Source organism: Acidimicrobiales bacterium, from assembly GCA_036399815.1.
In the GTDB taxonomy this organism is placed as follows: domain Bacteria; phylum Actinomycetota; class Acidimicrobiia; order Acidimicrobiales; family DASWMK01; genus DASWMK01.
In genome coordinates, this window is the sequence record DASWMK010000024.1 from 1 (window position 1) to 18,747 (window position 18,747).

The following is an 18,747-nucleotide window of genomic DNA, read 5'->3' on the forward strand; positions in this document are numbered from 1 at the left end:
GGGCGCCGTCGAGGCGGCGGCCGCGGTCGTCGCCCGCCTGCTGGCCGACCGGCCGGGCGGGGTCACGGTGGCCGAGGTGCGCGACGCGCTCGGGACGACGAGGAAGCACGCCCTGCCCCTCCTCGCCCACCTCGACGCCACCGGGGTCACCCGGCGGCGGGGCGACCTCAGGGTCGCCGGCCCCCGCCTGCCCGCCGTCTAGGCCTGCTCGGCCTCGTCGGCTGCGTCGTCCTCGTCAACCTCGTCGGCCGGGGTGGCGCCGGCGACCGTGCGCAGGGTGCGGGGCCGGCGCCGGGACCGGCCGAGGAAGCCGGTGCGGCGGGCGGCGGCGTCGTCCTCCTCCAGCTCCCTCGCCACCTTGGCCACGGCGACCACGTTGGTGATGACCTCGCCGAACGTGTCGGGGTCGGCCAGCAGCCAGGAGTGGCTGCCCTCGACCACCTCGCCCTCGCAGCCGAGGGCCCGGCACAGCGCCTCGAACGAGGCCTTGGTGATCACCCCGTCCCGCCGGCCCCAGATGACCGCCACCGGCAGGCCCCGCTCCTTCAGCGCCTCGAGGTCCCTCGTCAGGTCGGCCCGCCGGGCCAGCTGGGCCACCCGCCAGATGGCCATCGGGTTGCGCACGAGGTTGGGCAGGGCCTCCTCGAGCATGACCGGGAGGATCCTCGTGGCCTGGGGAAGGGGCCAGACGTCGCTCGGGAAGTGCAGCCCCCAGTCCCACAGCGGCCGCTCGGCCATCGACCGGACCCTCCGGCCCTCCTTCCACGCCGACCCGCCGATGGAGTTGACGAGCGCCAGCGAGGACACCCGGTCGGGGTGCTCGGCGGCCAGCTTGATGGCGACGCCGCCGCCGAAGCTGTGGCCGACGACGAGGGCGGGCTCGTCGACGCCGACGGCGTCGAGGAAGCGGTCGGCCCACTCGGCGTAGCCGCCGAGCGAGAACGAGCGGCCGGGCAGGTCGGCGGTGCCGCCGAAGCCGGGCAGGGCGGGCGCGTGGACCCGGCAGCCCATGCCGAGCAGGCGGTGGAGCGCGCCCCGGTAGCTGCGGTGCCCGAGGGCCCACCCGTGGAGGAACAGGACCGGGAGGCCCTCACCACCGACCGCGTACAGCGCCGGGCGGTCGTCAACCCAGGTGCGCCGCCACGACAGGCCGGCGCCCAGGTTGGGCGCGACCGCCGCTGGATCGGCGTCGTCGCCGTCGTCCGCGCTGGCCGGGCTCGCCATGCGGGCCCGAGCCTACCCGCGGGTAACTCAGCTCAGCCCGGCCGCCAGGAGGTGCTTGCGCTCGAGCTCGCTCAGCCCGCCCCAGATCCCGTGCGGCTCGCGGATGCGGATGGCGTAGTCCAGGCACGGCTGGCGCACCGGGCACGTCGCGCAGATGGCCTTGGCGCGGTGCTCGCGGTGCAGCTTCTCCTCCTTGCGCTCGAAGTGCGCCGGCGGGAAGAACACCGCCGCCTGCGGGCCCCGGCACGCGGCTCGTACCTGCCAGGACTCCTCGACCCCAAGTGCGCTCACTGCTCCCTCCCTCTCCCGAGAAAGCGAAGGTACAACCGTCATCCACAAGCGCACAAGGGTCAGTTTGGTGGCAGCGCCGCAGGTCAGGACGTTGCCGGACGCCGCTCTCGGTAGTCGCGGGCCGCGCCCTCGAGGGGCTCGACCTCGAGCAGGAGGCCCTCGATCGACGCCACCCGGACGGGCTGCCCGGCGTCCACCGGGGTGGCGCGGTTGGTGCGGGCCCGCCACGGCACGCCCCGCACCCGCACGACGCCGTCGGGGGCGATGGCGGTGACGGCCTCCCCGGTCTCGCCGACCATCCACTGCCGGCCGACCGTCGGGGTCGAGAACCGGCTGCGGACGACGGCCGGGATCCCGCCGAGGACCATGAGCAGCACGCCGAGCAGGCCGACGACGAGCGCCACCCACGAGAGCGAGACGGGGTCGTCGAAGAGCAGCAGCGAGCCGAGCGCGAACGAGGCGGTGCCGATGCCGGTCCACACCCGCGGCACGCCGGTCTGCACGTCGACCGCGAACGCCAGCATCGAGAACAGGACGAGGCCGAGGCCGACCGGCGACGTGGGCAGCACGTCGAGCCCGTAGGCGGCGAGCACGGCGGCGCCGGCGCCGACCGCCCCTGCGATGCCGAACCCGCCCGTGTACAGCTCGAACACGATCAGCAGCAGCCCGCTGGCGAGCAGCAGGTAGGCCACCGACGGGCTCGCCACGGTGTGGAACAGCTGGTCGACCGGGGTGAGCTTGGCGAAGCGCACGGTCGTCACCGGCTCCCGGCGGCGCTCGTCGCCCTCGTCCACCACCCGGCTCTCGACCCCCGGCAGCTCCACGACGAAGTCGCCGACGACGGGCGCCTCCTCCGGCCCGAGGTCGACCACGCCGGCCTCGGCCGCCTCCGCCGCCGGCAGGGTGCCCTCCACCAGCCCGGGCGGCAGGCCGCCGGCCGTGCCCGCCGGCAGGTCGCCGATCCTCGTCCCGGGGGCCATGCCCGACACCTCGGCGGCGAGCACGAGCCGGGCGGCGTCGCCCTTCGCGGCCGCGCCGCTCGGCCCCACCCAGGCCGTCACCGGCACGGGCGAGGCGTCGACGGCGTCGAGCAGGCCGGTCACCTCGTCCTCGCCGACGACGGCGCCCGGGCTGTCCACCCGCAGGACCACGGCCACGCTGCCGTCCGCCGCCGCGTCCTCGATGGCCCGCTCGACGAAGTCGACCATCACCGGGTCGAGCAGCCCGGTGACCTCGACCACGTCGACCACGCCGGCCGCCGGCTGCCGGGCCGCGGCCGGGCCGGCCCAGGCCAGGGCGAGGACGATCCCCACGGCGGCCAGGAGGCCCCTGGGTAGTCTGCGCAGCACGTTCCTCCGAAGGGAGTCGGTTGGATCCGGTGCGGTTCTTCACCGCGTCCCGCCTCGTCATCGTGGCCGGGAAGGGCGGTGTGGGCAAGACGACGGTGACGGCCGCGCTGGCCAGGGCCGCCGCCCGCGCCGGGCTGTCGACCCTGATCGTCGAGGTCGAGGGCAAGAGCGGGCTGCCCGGCCTGTTCGGCCACTCGTCGCTCACCTACGACGAGGTGGTGCTGTCCCCCGGCGGCGGGCCCGACGGCGCCGCCGACGTGCGGGCCCGCACGCTCACCCCCGACGAGGCCCTGCTCGACTACCTCCACGGCCACGGGCTGGAGCGCATCTCCAAGCGGCTGGTGTCGAGCGGCGCGCTCGACGTCGTCGCCACCGCCGCGCCCGGCATCCGCGACATCCTCGTGCTCGGCAAGGTCAAGCAGCTGGAGCGGAGCGGGACGGCCGACCTGCTCGTCCTCGACGCCCCCGCCGCCGGCCACGCCATCACGTTCCTGATGTCGGCGAGGGGGCTGCTCGACGCCGTGCGGGTCGGGCCCATCCAGGCCCAGGCGAGCGACGTGCTCGACCTGCTCACCGACCCGTCGCGCTGCCAGGTCCTGCTCGTCACCCTGCCGGAGGAGACGCCGGTCAACGAGCTGGTGGAGACGGCCTACCGGCTGGAGGACCGGGTCGGGGTCAGCCTCGGCCCCGTGGTGGTCAACGGGGTCTACCCGGCGCTGCGCGGCCTCGACGGCGACCCCGGCGCGCTGGCCGAGGCGGCCGGGGTCGGGCTCCGCGCGGGCGAGGCGGAGGCGATGGCCGCGGCGGCCGCCTTCCGCCGCCGGCGCATGGCGCTCCAGGAGGAGCAGGTGGCCCGGCTGGCCGCCGAGCTCCCCCTCCCCCAGCTGCGGCTGCCGTACCTGTTCACCGCCGACCTCGGCCCCGAGCACGTCGACCGGCTGGCCGGGGAGCTGACCGACCAGCTGGCCGGCGTGGTCGAGCTGCCGACGGCCAGCACGGGGACGTGAGCGACCGGACGGCCCTCGCCGACCTGGTCGCCACCAGCGGCATCCTCGTGTGCTGCGGGTCGGGCGGGGTGGGCAAGACGACGACGGCGGCCGTGCTCGCCCTCGAGGGAGCCCGCCAGGGCCGCCAGGCGGTCGTCGTCACGATCGACCCGGCCAAGCGGCTGGCCGACGCGCTCGGCCTGGAGGGCCTGTCCGACACGCCGAGCCGCATCGACGGCGACTGGCCGGGCGAGCTGTGGGCGCTCATGCTCGACACGAAGAGCACCTTCGACCGCCTCGTCGTCCAGCACGCCGAGGACGAGGCCCAGGCCGAGCGCATCCTGTCGAACCGCTTCTACCGCAACATCTCCGGCGCCCTCTCCGGCACGCAGGAGTACATGGCCATGGAGAAGCTCTACGAGCTCCACGAGGAGCGGAACTTCGACCTGGTCGTGGTGGACACGCCGCCCAGCCGCAACGCCCTCGACTTCCTCGACGCCCCCCGCCGGCTGACCGCCTTCCTCGACCACCGGCTGTTCCGGGCGCTCATGGCCCCGACCAGGGGGCTCGTGCGGGCCGTGGGCTTCGCCGCCCAGGCCTTCTTCCGGACCGTGTCCCGGGTGGTCGGCGGCGAGGTGGTGAACGACGCCGTCGCCTTCTTCCAGGCCTTCGAGGGCATGGAGCAGGGGTTCAGGGACCGCGCCGAGCGGGTCCTCCAGCTCCTGTCCGACCCGGCCACCGCCTTCGTGCTCGTCGCCTCGCCCCGGCGGGACACGATCGAGGAGGCGAGGTTCTTCGCCGGCCGGCTGGCCGAGGGCGGCATCCCGGTGCGAGCGCTCGTCGTCAACCGGGTCCACCCCCGCTTCGGCGACGGCCTGCCCGAGGCGGCGCGGGAGCGGGCGCGGACCCTGGCGGCCCGGGGCGGGGAGGCGGCCGAGGCCTTGGCCGGGCTCTACGCCAACCTGGCCGACTTCCGGGCCGTCGCCACCGCCGAGGAGCGCCACCTGGAGGGGCTGGCGGAGCGGGTGCGGCCGGCGCCGGTCGTGCTCGTGCCGTTCCTCGGCTCCGACGTGCACGACCTCGACGGCCTGGCCGAGGTCGGCCGCCACCTGCTCGGCTGACGCACCTCCTCGACGGGCCCGGCCGGCTCAGCCCTGGTGGGCGCCGTCGCTCGCCGTGGAGAGCGCGGCGAGCGCCTCCTCGAGGGTCTCGGTCACCGGCACGATCCGGTCGAACCCGGTCGTGTGGAGCAGGCGGGTGAGCGTGGGGCGGGAGCAGGCGACGGCGACGTCGCCCCCCGCCTCCCTCGCCCGCCGGATGCCGCCGATGAGCGCGCCGAGGCCGGCCGAGTCCATGAACGGCACGGCCGAGAGGTCGATGAGCAGCCGGGGCGTGGTGGCCAGCTCGCTCAGCGCCTCGCGGAACTGCCCGACCGTGTAGGCGTCGAGCTCGCCCACCGGTCGGCAGACCGTGTGGTCGTCGGCTCGCTCCACCTGGATCTCCAGCACGCAGCCTCCTAGCGCGAGGGGACGTGGCCGGGATGGTACCCGGGGCCGCCTCGGGGGATTCCAGGGCCTCCTGTGACCCACGACCGGCCAGCTAGCCTGACCGCCGTGCCCGACGTGCTGCTCGCCACGGACGCGGACTGGGTGGCGGACGAGGTGGCCGCGGCCGTCGGCGGCCCGGACGTGTCGATCCGGCGGGTGCGGGCCGGCAAGCACGTCCTCCCGGCCATCGAGCAGCGCCTGCCCGACCTCGTCGTGCTCGACCTCCAGATCGGCAACATGGGCGGAATGGCCACCTGCATGGCCATCCGCCTGGAGGAGGGGGTCGGCCGGCTCCCCCACCTGCCGGTCCTCATGCTCCTCGACCGCGTGCCCGACGTGTTCCTCGCCAAGCGCTCCGAGGCGGACGAGTGGCTGGTCAAGCCGCTGGAGCCGCTCGGCCTCCGGCGGGTCATGACCAGGCTGATGGAGGAGGGCCCGTCCGAGCCCCACGTCGGCCCGCCGTCGGCGGCGTCGATCGAGGGGGCGGCGCCCGGCATCCCCGAGGAGGACCGGGCCGACGGCGGCGACCGGCCCCGCTCGTGGCGCAAGCGCCAACGCCAACCGGCGCCCGGCTGAGTCGGGGTAGGATCGGGGTCTCCGGGAAGTAGCGCAGCTTGGTTAGCGCGCAGCGTTCGGGACGCTGAGGTCGCGGGTTCGAATCCCGCCTTCCCGACCGGTCATGGTGAACGCGGAGGAGATCGCCAGCTGGGACGGGCCGGCCGGCGAGCACTGGGTGCGCGAGGCGGCCCGCTACGACGCCATGCTGCGCCCGTTCGGCCACGCCCTGCTCGCCGCCGCCGACCCGCGCCCCGGCGAGCGGGCGCTCGAGGTCGGCTGCGGCACCGGCGCGCTGGCCGTCGACCTGGCCCGGCTGGTGGCGCCGGGCGGGCGGGTCACCGGGGTCGACGTGTCGCGGCCGATGCTGGCCGAGGCGGCCAGGCGGGCCGAGGCCGCCGGCGTGGACGTCGACTGGGTCCGGGGCGACGCCCAGGTCCACCCCTTCCCGCCGGCGTCGCAGGACCTCGTCGTCAGCCGGTTCGGCGTGATGTTCTTCGACGACCCGGCGGCCGCCTTCGCCAACCTGGCCGCCACCCTCCGCCCGGGCGGGCGGCTGGTGCTCGCCTGCTGGATGGACCTCGCCGAGAACGACTGGATCGCCGCGCCGGCGGCCGCCGCCCTGGCCCACGTGCCCGCCCCGCCGCCGGCCGACCCGAACCGCCCCGGCCCGTTCGCGCTGGCCGACGGCGACCGCCTCCGGTCGCTCCTCGCCGGCGCCGGCCTGGTCGACGTGGCCCTCGACGAGGTGCGGGCCCCGGCCCGGCTGGGCGGCTCGGTGGGCGACGCGCTCGCCTTCCTCGGCCGCAGCGAGCTGGCCAGGCGGGTCATCGACCCGGCCCCGCCGGACGCCGCGGCGAGGGCGTGGGCCGCCGTCGAGCAGCTCCTCGCGGCGAGCGCCGGCGACGACGGCGCCGTCGTGCTGAGCGGCTCGGCCTGGCTGGTCAGCGCCCGCCGGCCGGCCTGAGCCGGGACCCGGCGGCCAGCCCGATCGCCGCGCCGGCCAGGTTGGCGGCCAGGTCCACCACGCTCGACTGGCGGTGCAGCGACTCGGCGGCGCCCTGGAGGCCCTCGGCCACGAACGGCAGCGCCAGCACCAGGGCGGCGGCCGGGTGGCGCCAGCCGCGCCGGGACAGGGCGGCCACCGCCCAGCCCAGGGGGACGTAGAGGGCGACGTTGGCCAGGGTCTCGACCGGCGAGCCGCTCCAGCCGAGGAACCCCTCGAACGGCTCCCGGTGGCGGAACGTGCCCGTGTCGCCCGGCCACAGGCACACGGTCAGCACGAACGCCGCCCCGGCGAGCGCCGCCGCGGTGGCCCGGGAGCGCACGACGGCGAGGGAGACGCCGGCCGCGGCGCCCGAGAGCGTGAGGCCGACGGCGACGACGGCGACGAGGACGCCGGCGGTGAGGGTCAGGTCGGGGCGGGCCGGCTCGGGCTGGTCAGCCGTCGGCCCACTCGGCGACCGGCGGCTCGACCACCCGGCGCTCCTCATCCGGCAGCGACAGGACGGGCATCGACACCGGGTCCTGGACGACCGGGCGGTGGAGCGAGCGGAGGAGGTTCTCGGCGGTCTGCTCCAGCCGGCCGCGCAGGTCGCGGTCGATGGCCACCAGCCGGTCGTGGTCGGCCTGGGCCCGGCTGCGCAGCTCGGCCGCCTCCCGCCTGGCCGACTCGAGGATGCGGGCAGCGTCGGCCCTGGCCCGGTCGACCTCGGCCCCGGCCCTCGCCCTGGCCTCGGCCGCCTCCTGCTCGGCCCGCTGGCGCTCGGCCTGGGTGGCGGCGGTCGTCTCGGCCGCCTCCCGGTCGACCCGCTCCCGCAGCGCCCTCGCCTCCTCGGCCGCCTTCGCCCGCGTGGCCGCCGCCTCCTCCTCGGCGTCGCGGCGGATGTCCGCCGCCGACTCGGCCGCCGTCTGGAGGAGCGAGGCGATCGTGTGCGCCACCCGCCCGAACGCCGGGCCGACGCCCATGTCGGCCCGCACGACCGGCGCGCCGTCCGGGGCGGGGGGCAGCGACGGGAGGCCGGGCAGGGCGAGCTGCTCGCGGAGCTCGGCGGCGATGTGGCGGAGGAAGGCGTCGACCTCGGCGGTGTGGTAGCCGCGCAAGGTCACCGTGAACTGGCGCCGCTCGATGTCCTCAGGTGTGAGTGGCATGCCGACCCCCGGTCCCCAGCCCTTCGCCCGACTTCGACCGCAGGTGCACATCCTACGGTGCGTGGCCGGTGCTCTGCTGGTGTGACCGTTCGACGGCGGGGCGGCGCGCTCCTGCGCCGTACCCTCGGTCGCCATGGACCTCGCCGGCTTCCAGGACCTGATGGCCCGCACCTACGGCGAGCGGGACCGGGCGAGGGGGACGGCGGCGACGGTGGCCTGGCTGGCCGAGGAGCTCGGCGAGCTGGCCCAGGCCGTGCGCAAGGGCGACCGGGCGGCCCAGCGCCACGAGCTCGGCGACGTGCTCGCCTGGCTGGCCTCGCTCGCCGACCAGCTCGGGATCTCCCTCGACGAGGCCGCCGCCCGCTACGCCGGCGGCTGCCCCCGGTGCGGCGGGCTGCCGTGCCGGTGCCCCCGCTGAGCTAGCCGGAGCGGCGGGCCAGCCAGGCCTCGGCCACCTGGACGGCGTTCAGCGCCGCGCCCTTGCGGAGGTTGTCGCCGCTGACGAACAGCGACAGGCCCCGGCCGCCGGGCACCGAGGGGTCGCGGCGGACCCGGCCGACGAGGACGGGGTCGGTGCCGGCGGCGGCGAGCGGGGTCGGCACGTCGGCGAGGACGACGCCCGGCGCGCCGGCCAGGAGCTCGACGGCCCGCTCGGGCGCGAGCGGCTCGGCGAACTCGGCCGACAGGGCGAGCGAGTGGCCGGTGAAGACCGGCACCCGGACGCAGGTGGCGGCCACCGGGAGGTCGGGCAGCCCGAGGATCTTGCGGGTCTCGTCCCTGAGCTTGCGCTCCTCGACGGTCTCGCCGCTGCCGTCGTCGAGCGGGTCGCCGGCCCGGGGGACGACGTTGAAGGCGACGGGTGCCGGGAACACGGACGCGGGCGGCAGGTCGACGGCGTCGCCCCGGTAGGTGAGGTCCCTGGCCGCGTCGCCGGCCTTGGCCAGCTGGTCGGCCAGCTCGTCCACGCCGGCCAGGCCGGCGCCGGACACGGCCTGGTAGGTGCTCGCCACCAGGCGCACGAGGCCGGCCTCCCGGTCGAGGGGCTTCAGCACCGGCATGGCGACCATCGTCGTGCAGTTGGGGTTGGCGACGATGCCCTTCGGCACCCGGTCGAGCGCCTCGGGGTTGACCTCGCTGACGACGAGGGGCACGTCGGGGTCCATCCGCCAGGCCGAGGAGTTGTCGATGACCAGCGCGCCGGCGGCGGCGATGCGGGGGGCGAGCGCCCGGGAGGCGGTGGCGCCGGCGGAGAGCAGGGCGAGGTCCACGCCGCCCCAGTCGGCGGTGTCCGCGTCCTCGACCTCCACCTCACCGTCACCCCAGGGCAGGCGGCGCCCGGCGGACCGGGCCGAGGCCAGCAGCCGGAGCGAGGTGACCGGGAAGCGGCGCTCCGCCAGCACCGAGCGCATCACGCCCCCGACCTGGCCGGTGGCGCCGACGATGGCGACGTGCATGCCGGCCACGGTAGCGGCCGGCCCGCTACGCGACGGGGTCGCCGCGGTCCAGCCGGTCCAGCCCGTAGGCGTCGTGGAGGACCCGGACGGCGTCCTCGACCTGGTCGCCCCGGATGACGCAGCTGATGCGGATCGGGGAGGTCGAGATCATCTCGATGTTGATGCCGGCCTCGGCCAGGGTCTCGAACATGGTCGCGGCCACGCCGGGGTTCGTCTTCATGCCGGCCCCGACCACGCTCACCCTGGCGATCTTCTCGTCGGCCTCGGCCCCGGCGGCGCCGATGTCGTCGCCCACCGCCTCGGCGGCGGCCAGGCTGGCCGCCACGTCGGCGGTCGGCACCGTGAAGGAGATGTCGGTGGCCCCCGACACGGAGGTGTTCTGGACGATCATGTCGACCGACACCTTGCGGTCGGCCAGCTGGCGGAACAGGCGGGCGGCGACGCCGGGCCGGTCGGGCACGCCGTGGACGGTGATCTTCGCCTCGGTGACGTCGTGGGTGACGGCGGAGACGATGGCCTGCTCCATGGACGGGTCCTCCTCCTCGACCCAGGTGCCCGGCTCCCAGGTGAAGCTCGACCGGACGTGCAGGCGCACGCCGTGGTTCCTCGCGTACTCGACCGAGCGGTGGGCGAGCACCCCGCTGCCGGTGGCCGAGACCTCCAGCATCTCCTCGAAGCTGATCCTCGGGAGCCGCCTCGCCGTCGGGACCAGCCGGGGGTCGGCGGTGAACACGCCGGGCACGTCGCTGTACTTCTCGCAGGCGTGGGCGCCGAGGGCGGCGGCCAGCGCGACCGCGGTCGTGTCCGAGCCGCCCCGGCCGAGGAAGGTGACGTCCCTCGCCGTCGACACGCCCTGGGCCCCGCCGACGACCGGCACCCGGCCGGCGGCCAGGGCGGCCCGCACCCGGTCGGGCCGCAGCTCGACGATCCTGGCGTCGGTGTGGCTCGTGTCGGTGATCAGCCCCGCCTGGCTGCCCGTGAACGAGTCGGCCGGCACGCCGAGGTCGTGGAGGGCCATGCACACGAGGGCCATGGCCTTCCGCTCGCCCGCCGTGATCAGCATGTCCATCTCCCGGCCCGGCCGCGACGTCGACACCTCGCCGGCCAGCCGGAGCAGGTCGTCGGTCTCCTTGCCCATGGCGCTGACGACGACCACGACGTCGCTGCCCCGCCGGCGGGTGCGGGCGACGTGGTCGGCGACGGCGCGGATGCGCTCGGCGTCGGCCACCGACGTCCCACCGAACTTCTGGACGACGAGGGGCACGGCCCGACGGTAGCCGGGCCGCCCGCGCCCTACCGGCGACCGGCCAGGGCGCCCCAGCTGCGCAGCCGGGACAGGAGCGCGGCCTCGTCCATCTGGAGCAGCACGCAGAGCGTGCGCACGTCACCGGCCCTGATGGCGAGCAGCGAGTCCGGCCGGCCCCGCTCCTCCGCGATCGAGCGGGCGAAGCGCAGCACCGCCGCGGCCTCGGGCTCGGCCGACAGGGCGTCGAGGTCGAGCACGACCCGGCTCGGGACGTCCGTGCTCGGCAGGACGAGCACGTCCTCGCTGCCGAGCAGGGCGCCGAGCGGCACGTCGTAGAACTCCGCCAGCTCGCGGAGCCGCTCGACGGTCATGTTCCGGAACCCCCGCTCGTAGGCCCCGACCGCCGACGCGCTCCATCGACCGCCCGATCGGCGCTCGACCTCTTCCAACGACAGCTGCCGCAGGCGCCGAACGGCGCGTAGCCGCTCGCCGACGGCGGCGGCTTCGGTCGCACCCGCCATGTGCTCCCGCCTTCCACCTGGTTGTGCCGACTAGACCTGGTTCCCTGCCGCCATTCTGCCCCGGATCGCGCAGAACGTGAACCACCCCGTCACGCGGGGAGAGCTGCCAGCCCGGAAGGGCGGCCACCGACCACGACGGCGACCTCGCCGGCGCCCTCCGCCGACCACGAGCCGTCCGGCTCCCGGACGAGCGCGGTGCGCTCGTCGACGCCGACCACGGGCAGGTCGGGCGGGGCGAGGGCCACCGTGCGGCGGGCCAGCTCCGCCGACCAGGTGTCGGCGTGGGGGACGAAGGCGACCTGGGCGACGAGGCCGAGCCCGACCGTGAACGCGCCGCCCCTCGGGTCGACCATCGGGTCGCAGAGGACCATGGCGCCGGCCGACGACCCGGCCAGGACGGCGCCGTCGTGCCAGGCGTCGACGAGCGCCTGCCAGAGTGGCGTCTCCTTCAGGACCGAGCGGAGGTGGAGGGGCGAGCCCCCGCCCAGGTACGTGAACCGGGCGGCCCGCACGGCGGCCACGTTGGCCTCGTCGAAGGCGTCGCGCCGGGAGAGCACGGGCAGGCCGGTGGCCCGGCCGCCGAGCGAGGCGAACCACGCCGTGGCCGTGGCCACCAGGCGCTCGGGGTGCTCGTAGGCGGCCGCCGTCGGCAGGACGACGACCTCGCCGCCGCCGGCCTCGAGGAGGCGGGCGTCGAAGGTGCAGCCCTCCCGCCACTCGCCCCCGCCGACCAGGGCCAGGACGCCGCTCATCCGGGCCTCCGCATGGCTCCGAACCCTACCGCTGGGTAACCTCCGGCCGTGATCAAGCGAGTGGGCATCGTGGGCTCGGGGATCATGGGCTCGGGCATCGCCGAGGTCGCCGCCAGGGCCGGCCTCGAGGTCGTCCTCCGGTCGAGGGCCGACGGCACCGCCGACGCCCTCTACGCCGGCCTGGAGGCGTCGCTCGACCGCCTCGTCGCCAAGGGTCGGCTCGACGCCGGCGAGCGGGACGCCACCCTGTCCCGGGTCGTGTGCACCTCGGCGCTCGAGGACCTGGCCGACTGCGACCTCGTCGTCGAGTCCGTGGTCGAGGACCTCGACGTGAAGAGGGAGCTGTTCGCCGACCTCGACCGGGTGTGCCAGCCCGACGCCATCCTCGCCACCAACACGTCCACCCTGCCGGTCGTCGAGCTGGCCGCGGCGACGGGCCGGCCCGACCGGGTGTGCGGCGTCCACTTCTTCAACCCGGCGCCGGTGATGGCGCTGGTCGAGCTGGTCCGCCCGCTCACCGCCTCGGACGAGACGATGGCCGAGGTGCGGGCCTTCGCCGAGGCCTGCGGGAAGCAGACCGTCGAGGTCGAGGACCGGGCCGGGTTCGTGGTCAACGCCCTGCTGTTCCCGTACCTGAACAACGCGGTCCGCCTGGTGGCGGCGGGGACGGCGTCGGTGGAGGACGTCGACGCCGCCATGCAGGGCGGCTGCAACTTCCCGATGGGCCCGTTCGCCCTGCTCGACCTCGTCGGCCTCGACACCTCCGTCGCCATCCTCGACGCGCTCTACGAGGAGTTCCGCGACCCGAACTACGCGCCCGTGCCGCTGCTGCGGCGCATGGTGGCGGCCGGCCGGCTGGGCCGGAAGTCGGGCCGGGGCTTCTACCGGTACGACGCCGACTGATCGGCCCGCCGGCGGCACACTGTCGGGCCGTGCCCGTGGAGCCGCCGCCCACCCAGTGGCAGTTCCCGCCGGCCCACGCGGCCGACGAGGACGGCGTGGTCGGCGTGGGCGCCGACCTGGAGCCCGGCACCCTGCTCGCCGCCTACCGGGCCGGGCTGTTCCCCATGCCGCTCGGCCGCTCCGGCCCGGTCGCCTGGTGGTCGCCCGACCCGCGCGGGGTGCTGCCCCTCGACGGCCTGCGGGTCAGCCGGTCGCTGCGGAAGTCCTGCGCCCGCTTCGAGGTCCGCGTCGACACGGCGTTCGCCGCCGTGATCGCCGCCTGCGCCGACCGGCGCCGGCCGGGCGCCTGGATCACCGAGCCCGTCCGGCGGGCCTACCTCGCGCTGCACGACCTCGGGTGGGCCCACAGCGTGGAGGCCTGGACGCCGGACGGCGACCTGGCCGGCGGCCTCTACGGGGTCGCCGTCGGCGGGCTGTTCGCCGGCGAGTCGATGTTCCACCGGCACACCGACGCGTCGAAGGTGGCGCTCGTCGCCCTCGTCGAGCGGCTGGCCGACGGCGGCGGGGCCCTCCTCGACGTCCAGTGGCTCACCCCCCACCTCGCCTCGCTCGGCGCCGTCGCCGTCCCCCGGCCCACCTACCTGCGGCTGCTGGCCGACGCGCTCGCTCGCCCGCTGCCCCCGTTCTTGAGAGGATCACCGCCATGAGCGCCACGCGGCACGAGCGCGACCAGCCGTGGCTGATGCGGACCTACTCCGGCCACTCGACGGCGAGGGCGTCGAACGAGCTGTACCGCACCAACCTGGCCAAGGGGCAGACCGGGCTGTCGATCGCCTTCGACCTGCCCACCCAGACCGGCTACGACCCCGACCACCCGCTGGCCAGGGGCGAGGTCGGCAAGGTCGGCGTGCCCGTCGCCCACCTCGGCCACGTGCGGGAGCTGCTCGACGGCATCCCGGTCGGCGAGATGAACACGTCGATGACGATCAACGCCACCGCCGCCTGGCTGCTCGGCCTGTACGTGGCCAACGCCGAGGCCGAGGGGGTCGCCCTCGACCGGCTGCGGGGCACGACCCAGAACGACATCGTCAAGGAGTACCTGAGCCGGGGGACCTACATCTTCCCGCCCGGGCCGAGCCGGCGGCTGATCGTCGACATGGTCGCCTTCTGCGCCGACCGCATCCCCCGCTGGAACCCGATCAACGTCTGCAGCTACCACCTCCAGGAGGCGGGCGCCACGCCGGTCCAGGAGATCGCCTACGCGCTGGCCACCGCCGTCGGCGTGCTCGACGCCGTGCGCGAGTCCGGGCAGGTGGCCGAGGACCGGTTCCCGGCCGTCGTCGCCTCGATCTCGTTCTTCGTCAACGCCGGGATCCGGTTCGTGGAGGAGACCTGCAAGATGCGGGCCTTCACCGAGCTGTGGGACCGGATCACGGCCGAGCGCTACGGGGTGACCGACCCCAAGGCGCGCCGGTTCCGGTACGGCGTGCAGGTCAACAGCCTCGGGCTGACCGAGGCCCAGCCCGAGAACAACGTGCCGAGGATCGTGCTCGAGGCCCTCGGGGTGACCCTGTCGAAGCGGGCCAGGGCAAGGTCCATCCAGCTGCCGGCCTGGAACGAGGCGCTCGGGCTCCCCCGGCCGTGGGACCAGCAGTGGTCCCTGCGGGTCCAACAGATCCTCGCCTACGAGACCGACCTGCTCGAGCACGACGACCTGTTCGACGGGTCCAGGGTGGTCGAGGCCCGCACGGCCGAGCTGGTGGAGGAGGCGACGGCCGAGCTCGACGACGTGCTCGCCCTCGGCGGCGCCTTCGAGGCCATCGACGAGCTGAAGGGCCGGCTGGTGCGCTCCCACACCGAGCGGGTGCGGCGGGTGGAGAGCGGCGACCTCGTCGTCGTCGGGGTCAACCGGTTCACGGAGACGGCTCCGTCGCCCCTCGGCGGCGAGGAGCACATCCTGCGGGTCGACCCGGCCGTGCAGGACCAGCTGATCGCCGACGTGCAGGCCTGGCGGTCCGAGCGGGACAACGACGCCGTGAAGCGGGCGCTCGACGAGCTGCGCCGGGTCGCCGGCACCGACGGGAACGTGATGCCGGCGACGATCGCCCTCGCCGCCGCCGGCGGCACGACCGGCGAGTGGGCCGGCGTGCTGCGGGAGGTGTTCGGCGAGTACCGGGCGCCCACCGGGGTGGCCGCGGCGGCCGGGGCCGGCGCCGCCAGGGTCGACGGGCTGCGGGCGGTGGCCGACCGGGTCGCCGCCCTCCCCGGCGGCCCGCCCCGGTTCCTCGTGGCCAAGCCCGGCCTCGACGGCCACTCGAACGGCGCCGAGCAGATCGCCGTCGCCGCCCGCGACGCCGGCATGGAGGTCGTCTACCAGGGCATCCGCCTCACCCCGGCGGAGATCGCGACGGCCGCCAGGGACGAGGACGTCGACGTGGTCGGCCTGTCGATCCTGTCCGGCTCCCACCTGGAGCTGGTGCCCGAGGTCGTCCGCCTGCTCCGGGACGAGGGGGTCGAGGCACCCGTCGTCGTCGGCGGCATCATCCCCGAGGGCGACCGGGCCGCCCTGCTCGACGCCGGCGTCGCCGCCGTCTACACGCCGAAGGACTTCGAGGTGTCGCGGCTGATGTCCGACATCGCCGACCTCGCCGAGGCTGCCCGCACCCGGCCTTGACTCCGGGGCCGCCGCGGCCGATGGTGGACTGGTCATGGAGAGCGGCGCCTGGACGGGCTTGTGGCTGGGGCTGACCGGGGCGACGCTCGGAGTCGTCGCCGGTGTCGCCGCGTCCCCGCCCGCCGCCCTCGCGGCCGGCGCCTGCGCGCTGGCCGCCGGGGGCGTGTCGCTGCGCCACCAGGCCCGCCGCCGGGAGGCCGAGGACCGGGCCGCCGCCCTCGCCGAGCAGGCGGCCGAGCTGGAGCGGGGGAAGGTGGCCGCCGAACAGGCCCTGCTGGCCAGGGTCGAGGCCGAGGTGGCGGCGCCCCCGCCGCCGCCGACGACGGCGTCGGGCGGCATCGAGACCGTCACCGAGCCGGTGACCGGCATGTTCAACGAGACGTTCTTCCGGGTCACCCTCGACCAGCGGGTGCTGGCCGCCCGGCGCCACCTGCGCCCGGTCGCCCTCGTGCTGCTCGATGTGGTGAAGACCACGGGCGACGCCGGGTGGACGGCGGCCGACCCGGTCATGGTCGCCACCGCGCTGCGCACGACGCTGCGGGAGGCGGACACGGCCTGCCGGCTGGCTGACGGCCGGTTCGCGCTGGTCCTCGAGGACACCCCCGAGGACGGCGCGGTGTGGACGGTCGAGCGCCTCCGCCGGGCCATCCTGCCCGGCCACCCCGAGCTCGTCGTGTGGGCCGGGGTGGCCTGCTACCCGGCCCACGCCTTCGACGCCATGGAGGTGCTGGAGCGGGCCGACGACGCCCTGGCCGCCGCCCGCGAGTGGCGGCGGGACCGGATCGAGGTCGCCCCCAGCCCGGACTGAGCCGGCCTACGCCTCCTCGCGGCGGTGGCCGGTCCGCAGCTCCTCGAGGGCGGCCGGGTCCAGCTGGTCGGGGTAGGCGATGGCGACCCGGCACCGGGTGACGGCCCGCAGGGTCGACGTGCGCCGGCCGCCCTCCAGCGCCGAGCGCTCGCCGACCACCGAGCCCGGCCCGAGCTGGGCCAGCTCCCGGCCGTCGACCTCCACGGACACCACCCCGTCGAGCAGGAGGAAGACCTCGTCGCCCTCCGCGCCCTGCTCGGTGAGGGTCTCGCCCTCCTCGAGGCGGACCACGTCGGGCTCCTCGTCGCCCCGCATGATGACGAGCGACAGCTGGCGCTCCAGGGCGGTCTCGACGGCGGTGGTGAGGGCCGGCGAGTCCTCGTCGCCCCAGGGCGTGTGGTCGCCGAAGGCCTCGTGGTACCAGGCCTTGAAGTCGGTGGTGCCGGACTTGCCGACGAGCTTGCCGTCGGGGCCGTACACCCAGTGGCGGGGGAACGGGCTCGCCCCCGGGAGGGTCGCCTCGCTGCGCCCGTCGGCGTGGATCACGAGCGAGAGGGTCGTCCAGGCGATCGGCGCGTACCACTGGACGAACGGGGGCTTGCGGACGGTGCGGGGCGCGGGCACGCCGGTGCGGCCACCGGCCGTCTGGGTGAACCTGACCCAGCCGTCGCCGACCTCCGGCTCGATCTGGATGTCGGGCAGCGGCGCGGCCTGCACGGCCCACGTGGACGAGCCGACGTTCAGCCGGGTGTGCCCGATCATGCCGCCGCCGCCGTAGCCGTAGAGGGCGATGGCACCGTCGTCGTCGACCTCGACCCAGGCCTGCAGCCGGTTGGCGAACCGGAAGCGGTCGGCCTCGCGCAACTGGTCGAGCGTGCCCGCCCCGGGGCCCCCGATGTCGTCGGGCGGCGGGTCGTCGTAGTGCGTGAACCGCGCCGAGAACGGGAGCTTCGGCAGGCCGTCGATGGCCTCCGACGGGATCCACGAGATGGACGTCACGCAGGACTCGATGCGCATCGTCCGCACCGTACCGACGATCAGCCCGCCTGCCGCTGCGCCAGCAGCTCGTGGAGGCGGCGGTGGGCCGGCACGTCGTTGACGAACCGGGACCGGTCCTCCTCGTCCAGCCGGCCCATGCGCTCGTCGAGCAGCTCCCTGGCCCGCTCGAGCACCTCGGCGGCGCCGGCGTGGTCGCCGACGGCGGTCAGCACGTCGTGGGCGACGACGGCGGCGAGGCCGGGCTCGTCGAAGCTGTGGCGGTCGGCCAGGCGGCCGGAGGCGAGCACCTCGCGCACCCCGGCCAGCGCCTCGTCGGTGCGCCCGCGGGCCAGGTCCGTCCTCGCCAGCGCGGCGAGCAGGCCGACGGGGACGTCGTCGGGCTCGACCTGGTGGCGCAGGGTGATGGCCTGCTCGTAGACGTCGGCCGCCTCGTCCAGCCGGCCGAGCGCGAACAGGGCGTGGGCCAGCACGGTGAGGCCCTGGAACTCCTCGCGGGGGTTGCCGACCCGGTGGGCCATCTCGGCCGCCTCCCGCCCCCTGGCGAGCGCCGCCTCCTGGTCGCCCTGGCGGTGGTCGACCATGGCCAGGAACGACAGCGCCTCGCTCTCGCCCTGGCGGTCGTCGAGCTGGCGGAGGAGGGGCAGGGCCCGCTCGAGCAGGGTCCTCGCCCCGACGTGGTCGCCGCTGGCGACGGCCGTCGCCCCGAGCACGAGCAGCGCCGCGCTCTCGCCCTCGGCGTCGCCCGCGGCCCGGCTGAGCTCGAGCGCCTGGCGCAGGTAGCGGCGGGCGACGGCCAGGTCGCCCACCTCGGCGGACAGCACGCCGAGGTTGTGCAGGGTGCTGCCCTCCCCCCGGCGGTCGCCGATGCGGCGCTTGATCTCGAGCGACCGCTGGTACAGCGCCCTCGCCATGGCGAAGTCGCCGGTGTCGAGGGCCACGACCCCCATGCTGTTCAGCACCTGGCCCTCCAGGCGCTCGTCGCCGACGTCGTGGGCGATGCGCAGCGCCTCCTCGAGGTAGGCGTTGGCGGCGATCCACTGGGCCCGCACGTGGGCGACGACCCCGAGCGTGCGCACCGCGAGGGCGGCCGTCGCCATCCGGTCGGCGCTCTCGGCCAGCTCCCGGGAGCGGTGCAGGTGGGCGTTGGCCTCGTCGTACTCGGCCCGCCGCCACAGCACCTGGGCCTGCTCCAGCTCGCCCTCGGCCTCGAGGCCCTTGTCGCCGGCGGCCACGGCGAGGTCGACGGCCCGGGCGCCGGCGGCCAGCGCACCCTCGTAGTCGCCGGCG

Annotated in this window: 22 protein-coding genes and 1 tRNA gene; 11 read left to right on the plus strand and 12 right to left on the minus strand. The window is 75.9% G+C overall.

What is annotated here, in order from left to right:
• Positions 1-202, plus strand: a 202-nt coding sequence (locus VGB14_01365) for a SelB C-terminal domain-containing protein (protein ID HEX9991554.1), incomplete at its 5' end; no start/stop codon positions are given.
• Here the strand turns inward: VGB14_01365 and VGB14_01370 are convergent.
• From VGB14_01370 to VGB14_01380, 3 genes are all read right to left on the minus strand, one after another.
• Positions 199-1,224 (minus strand): alpha/beta hydrolase, encoded by a 1,026-nt coding sequence (locus tag VGB14_01370; GenBank protein ID HEX9991555.1) that lies wholly within the window; start codon positions 1,222-1,224, stop codon positions 199-201. The genes VGB14_01365 and VGB14_01370 overlap by 4 nt on opposite strands.
• 27 nt (positions 1,225-1,251) lie before the next feature.
• Entirely contained in the window at positions 1,252-1,515 is a 264-nt protein-coding gene (locus VGB14_01375; GenBank protein ID HEX9991556.1) for a WhiB family transcriptional regulator, read from the minus strand.
• A gap of 83 nt (positions 1,516-1,598) precedes the next feature.
• Positions 1,599-2,864 carry an NfeD family protein gene (locus VGB14_01380; GenBank protein HEX9991557.1) on the minus strand — a complete coding sequence of 422 codons (1,266 nt, stop codon included), beginning with the start codon at positions 2,862-2,864 and terminating at the stop codon, positions 1,599-1,601.
• A 29-nt stretch (positions 2,865-2,893) separates the two neighbouring features.
• On the opposite strand from VGB14_01380, the gene VGB14_01385 reads away from it, so the two are divergent.
• On the plus strand, positions 2,894-3,871 hold the full coding sequence (locus tag VGB14_01385) for an ArsA-related P-loop ATPase (GenBank protein HEX9991558.1): 978 nt from the start codon (positions 2,894-2,896) through the stop codon (positions 3,869-3,871).
• Positions 3,868-4,971: an ArsA family ATPase gene (locus VGB14_01390; GenBank protein HEX9991559.1), complete on the plus strand. Its 1,104-nt coding sequence runs from the start codon at positions 3,868-3,870 to the stop codon at positions 4,969-4,971. The genes VGB14_01385 and VGB14_01390 overlap by 4 nt, the downstream gene beginning before the upstream one ends.
• Positions 4,972-4,998: 27 nt before the next feature.
• Here VGB14_01390 and VGB14_01395 read toward each other — a convergent pair whose 3' ends face one another.
• Complete coding sequence (locus VGB14_01395) at positions 4,999-5,358, minus strand: STAS domain-containing protein (protein ID HEX9991560.1); 360 nt, start codon at positions 5,356-5,358, stop codon at positions 4,999-5,001.
• A 105-nt stretch (positions 5,359-5,463) separates the two neighbouring features.
• On the opposite strand from VGB14_01395, the gene VGB14_01400 reads away from it, so the two are divergent.
• From VGB14_01400 to VGB14_01410, 3 genes are all read left to right on the plus strand, one after another.
• Positions 5,464-5,973, plus strand: coding sequence for a response regulator (locus VGB14_01400; GenBank protein HEX9991561.1), 510 nt, complete (start codon positions 5,464-5,466; stop codon positions 5,971-5,973).
• A gap of 22 nt (positions 5,974-5,995) precedes the next feature.
• Positions 5,996-6,070, plus strand: a tRNA-Pro gene (locus tag VGB14_01405).
• Positions 6,071-6,076: 6 nt separating this feature from the next.
• Positions 6,077-6,919: a methyltransferase domain-containing protein gene (locus tag VGB14_01410; GenBank protein HEX9991562.1), complete on the plus strand. Its 843-nt coding sequence runs from the start codon at positions 6,077-6,079 to the stop codon at positions 6,917-6,919.
• On the opposite strand, the gene VGB14_01415 is transcribed toward VGB14_01410, so the two are convergent.
• Together VGB14_01415 and VGB14_01420 are read right to left on the minus strand one after the other, a co-directional pair.
• Positions 6,897-7,445, minus strand: a complete 549-nt coding sequence (locus VGB14_01415; protein ID HEX9991563.1) for a hypothetical protein — start codon at positions 7,443-7,445, stop codon at positions 6,897-6,899. The genes VGB14_01410 and VGB14_01415 overlap by 23 nt on opposite strands.
• The gene (locus VGB14_01420; protein ID HEX9991564.1) at positions 7,393-8,103 is read right to left on the minus strand and encodes a DivIVA domain-containing protein; all 711 of its coding nucleotides are present in this window, start codon (positions 8,101-8,103) and stop codon (positions 7,393-7,395) included. Before VGB14_01420 ends, VGB14_01415 begins: the two co-directional genes overlap by 53 nt.
• A gap of 133 nt (positions 8,104-8,236) precedes the next feature.
• On the opposite strand from VGB14_01420, the gene VGB14_01425 reads away from it, so the two are divergent.
• Complete coding sequence (locus VGB14_01425) at positions 8,237-8,521, plus strand: MazG nucleotide pyrophosphohydrolase domain-containing protein (GenBank protein HEX9991565.1); 285 nt, start codon at positions 8,237-8,239, stop codon at positions 8,519-8,521.
• Position 8,522: 1 nt separating this feature from the next.
• Here the strand turns inward: VGB14_01425 and VGB14_01430 are convergent, their stop codons facing one another.
• From VGB14_01430 to VGB14_01445, 4 genes are all read right to left on the minus strand, one after another.
• Positions 8,523-9,557, minus strand: coding sequence for an aspartate-semialdehyde dehydrogenase (locus tag VGB14_01430; protein ID HEX9991566.1), 1,035 nt, complete (start codon positions 9,555-9,557; stop codon positions 8,523-8,525).
• A 25-nt stretch (positions 9,558-9,582) separates the two neighbouring features.
• Positions 9,583-10,821, minus strand: a complete 1,239-nt coding sequence (locus tag VGB14_01435) for an aspartate kinase (GenBank protein HEX9991567.1) — start codon at positions 10,819-10,821, stop codon at positions 9,583-9,585.
• A 29-nt stretch (positions 10,822-10,850) separates the two neighbouring features.
• Entirely contained in the window at positions 10,851-11,324 is a 474-nt protein-coding gene (locus VGB14_01440) for a helix-turn-helix transcriptional regulator (protein ID HEX9991568.1), read from the minus strand.
• 89 nt (positions 11,325-11,413) lie between these two features.
• The gene (locus VGB14_01445; GenBank protein HEX9991569.1) at positions 11,414-12,076 is read right to left on the minus strand and encodes a Type 1 glutamine amidotransferase-like domain-containing protein; all 663 of its coding nucleotides are present in this window, start codon (positions 12,074-12,076) and stop codon (positions 11,414-11,416) included.
• 48 nt (positions 12,077-12,124) lie between these two features.
• Here VGB14_01445 and VGB14_01450 point away from each other — a divergent pair, with 48 nt between their 5' ends.
• Genes VGB14_01450 through VGB14_01465 form a run of 4 tightly spaced genes read left to right on the plus strand, consistent with a single transcriptional unit; the run spans position 12,125 to position 16,461 of the window.
• On the plus strand, positions 12,125-12,979 hold the full coding sequence (locus tag VGB14_01450; GenBank protein ID HEX9991570.1) for a 3-hydroxybutyryl-CoA dehydrogenase: 855 nt from the start codon (positions 12,125-12,127) through the stop codon (positions 12,977-12,979).
• Positions 12,980-13,008: 29 nt separating this feature from the next.
• Positions 13,009-13,686, plus strand: a complete 678-nt coding sequence (gene aat / locus VGB14_01455) for a leucyl/phenylalanyl-tRNA--protein transferase (GenBank protein HEX9991571.1) — start codon at positions 13,009-13,011, stop codon at positions 13,684-13,686.
• Positions 13,683-15,653: a protein meaA gene (locus tag VGB14_01460; GenBank protein ID HEX9991572.1), complete on the plus strand. Its 1,971-nt coding sequence runs from the start codon at positions 13,683-13,685 to the stop codon at positions 15,651-15,653. Before aat ends, VGB14_01460 begins: the two co-directional genes overlap by 4 nt.
• 34 nt (positions 15,654-15,687) lie before the next feature.
• Positions 15,688-16,461, plus strand: coding sequence for a diguanylate cyclase (locus VGB14_01465; protein ID HEX9991573.1), 774 nt, complete (start codon positions 15,688-15,690; stop codon positions 16,459-16,461).
• A 6-nt stretch (positions 16,462-16,467) separates the two neighbouring features.
• Here the strand turns inward: VGB14_01465 and VGB14_01470 are convergent, their stop codons facing one another.
• Together VGB14_01470 and VGB14_01475 are read right to left on the minus strand one after the other, a co-directional pair.
• Complete coding sequence (locus VGB14_01470; GenBank protein HEX9991574.1) at positions 16,468-17,478, minus strand: cyclic nucleotide-binding domain-containing protein; 1,011 nt, start codon at positions 17,476-17,478, stop codon at positions 16,468-16,470.
• A 20-nt stretch (positions 17,479-17,498) separates the two neighbouring features.
• Positions 17,499-18,747, minus strand: a 1,249-nt coding sequence (locus VGB14_01475) for a tetratricopeptide repeat protein (protein HEX9991575.1), incomplete at its 5' end; no start/stop codon positions are given.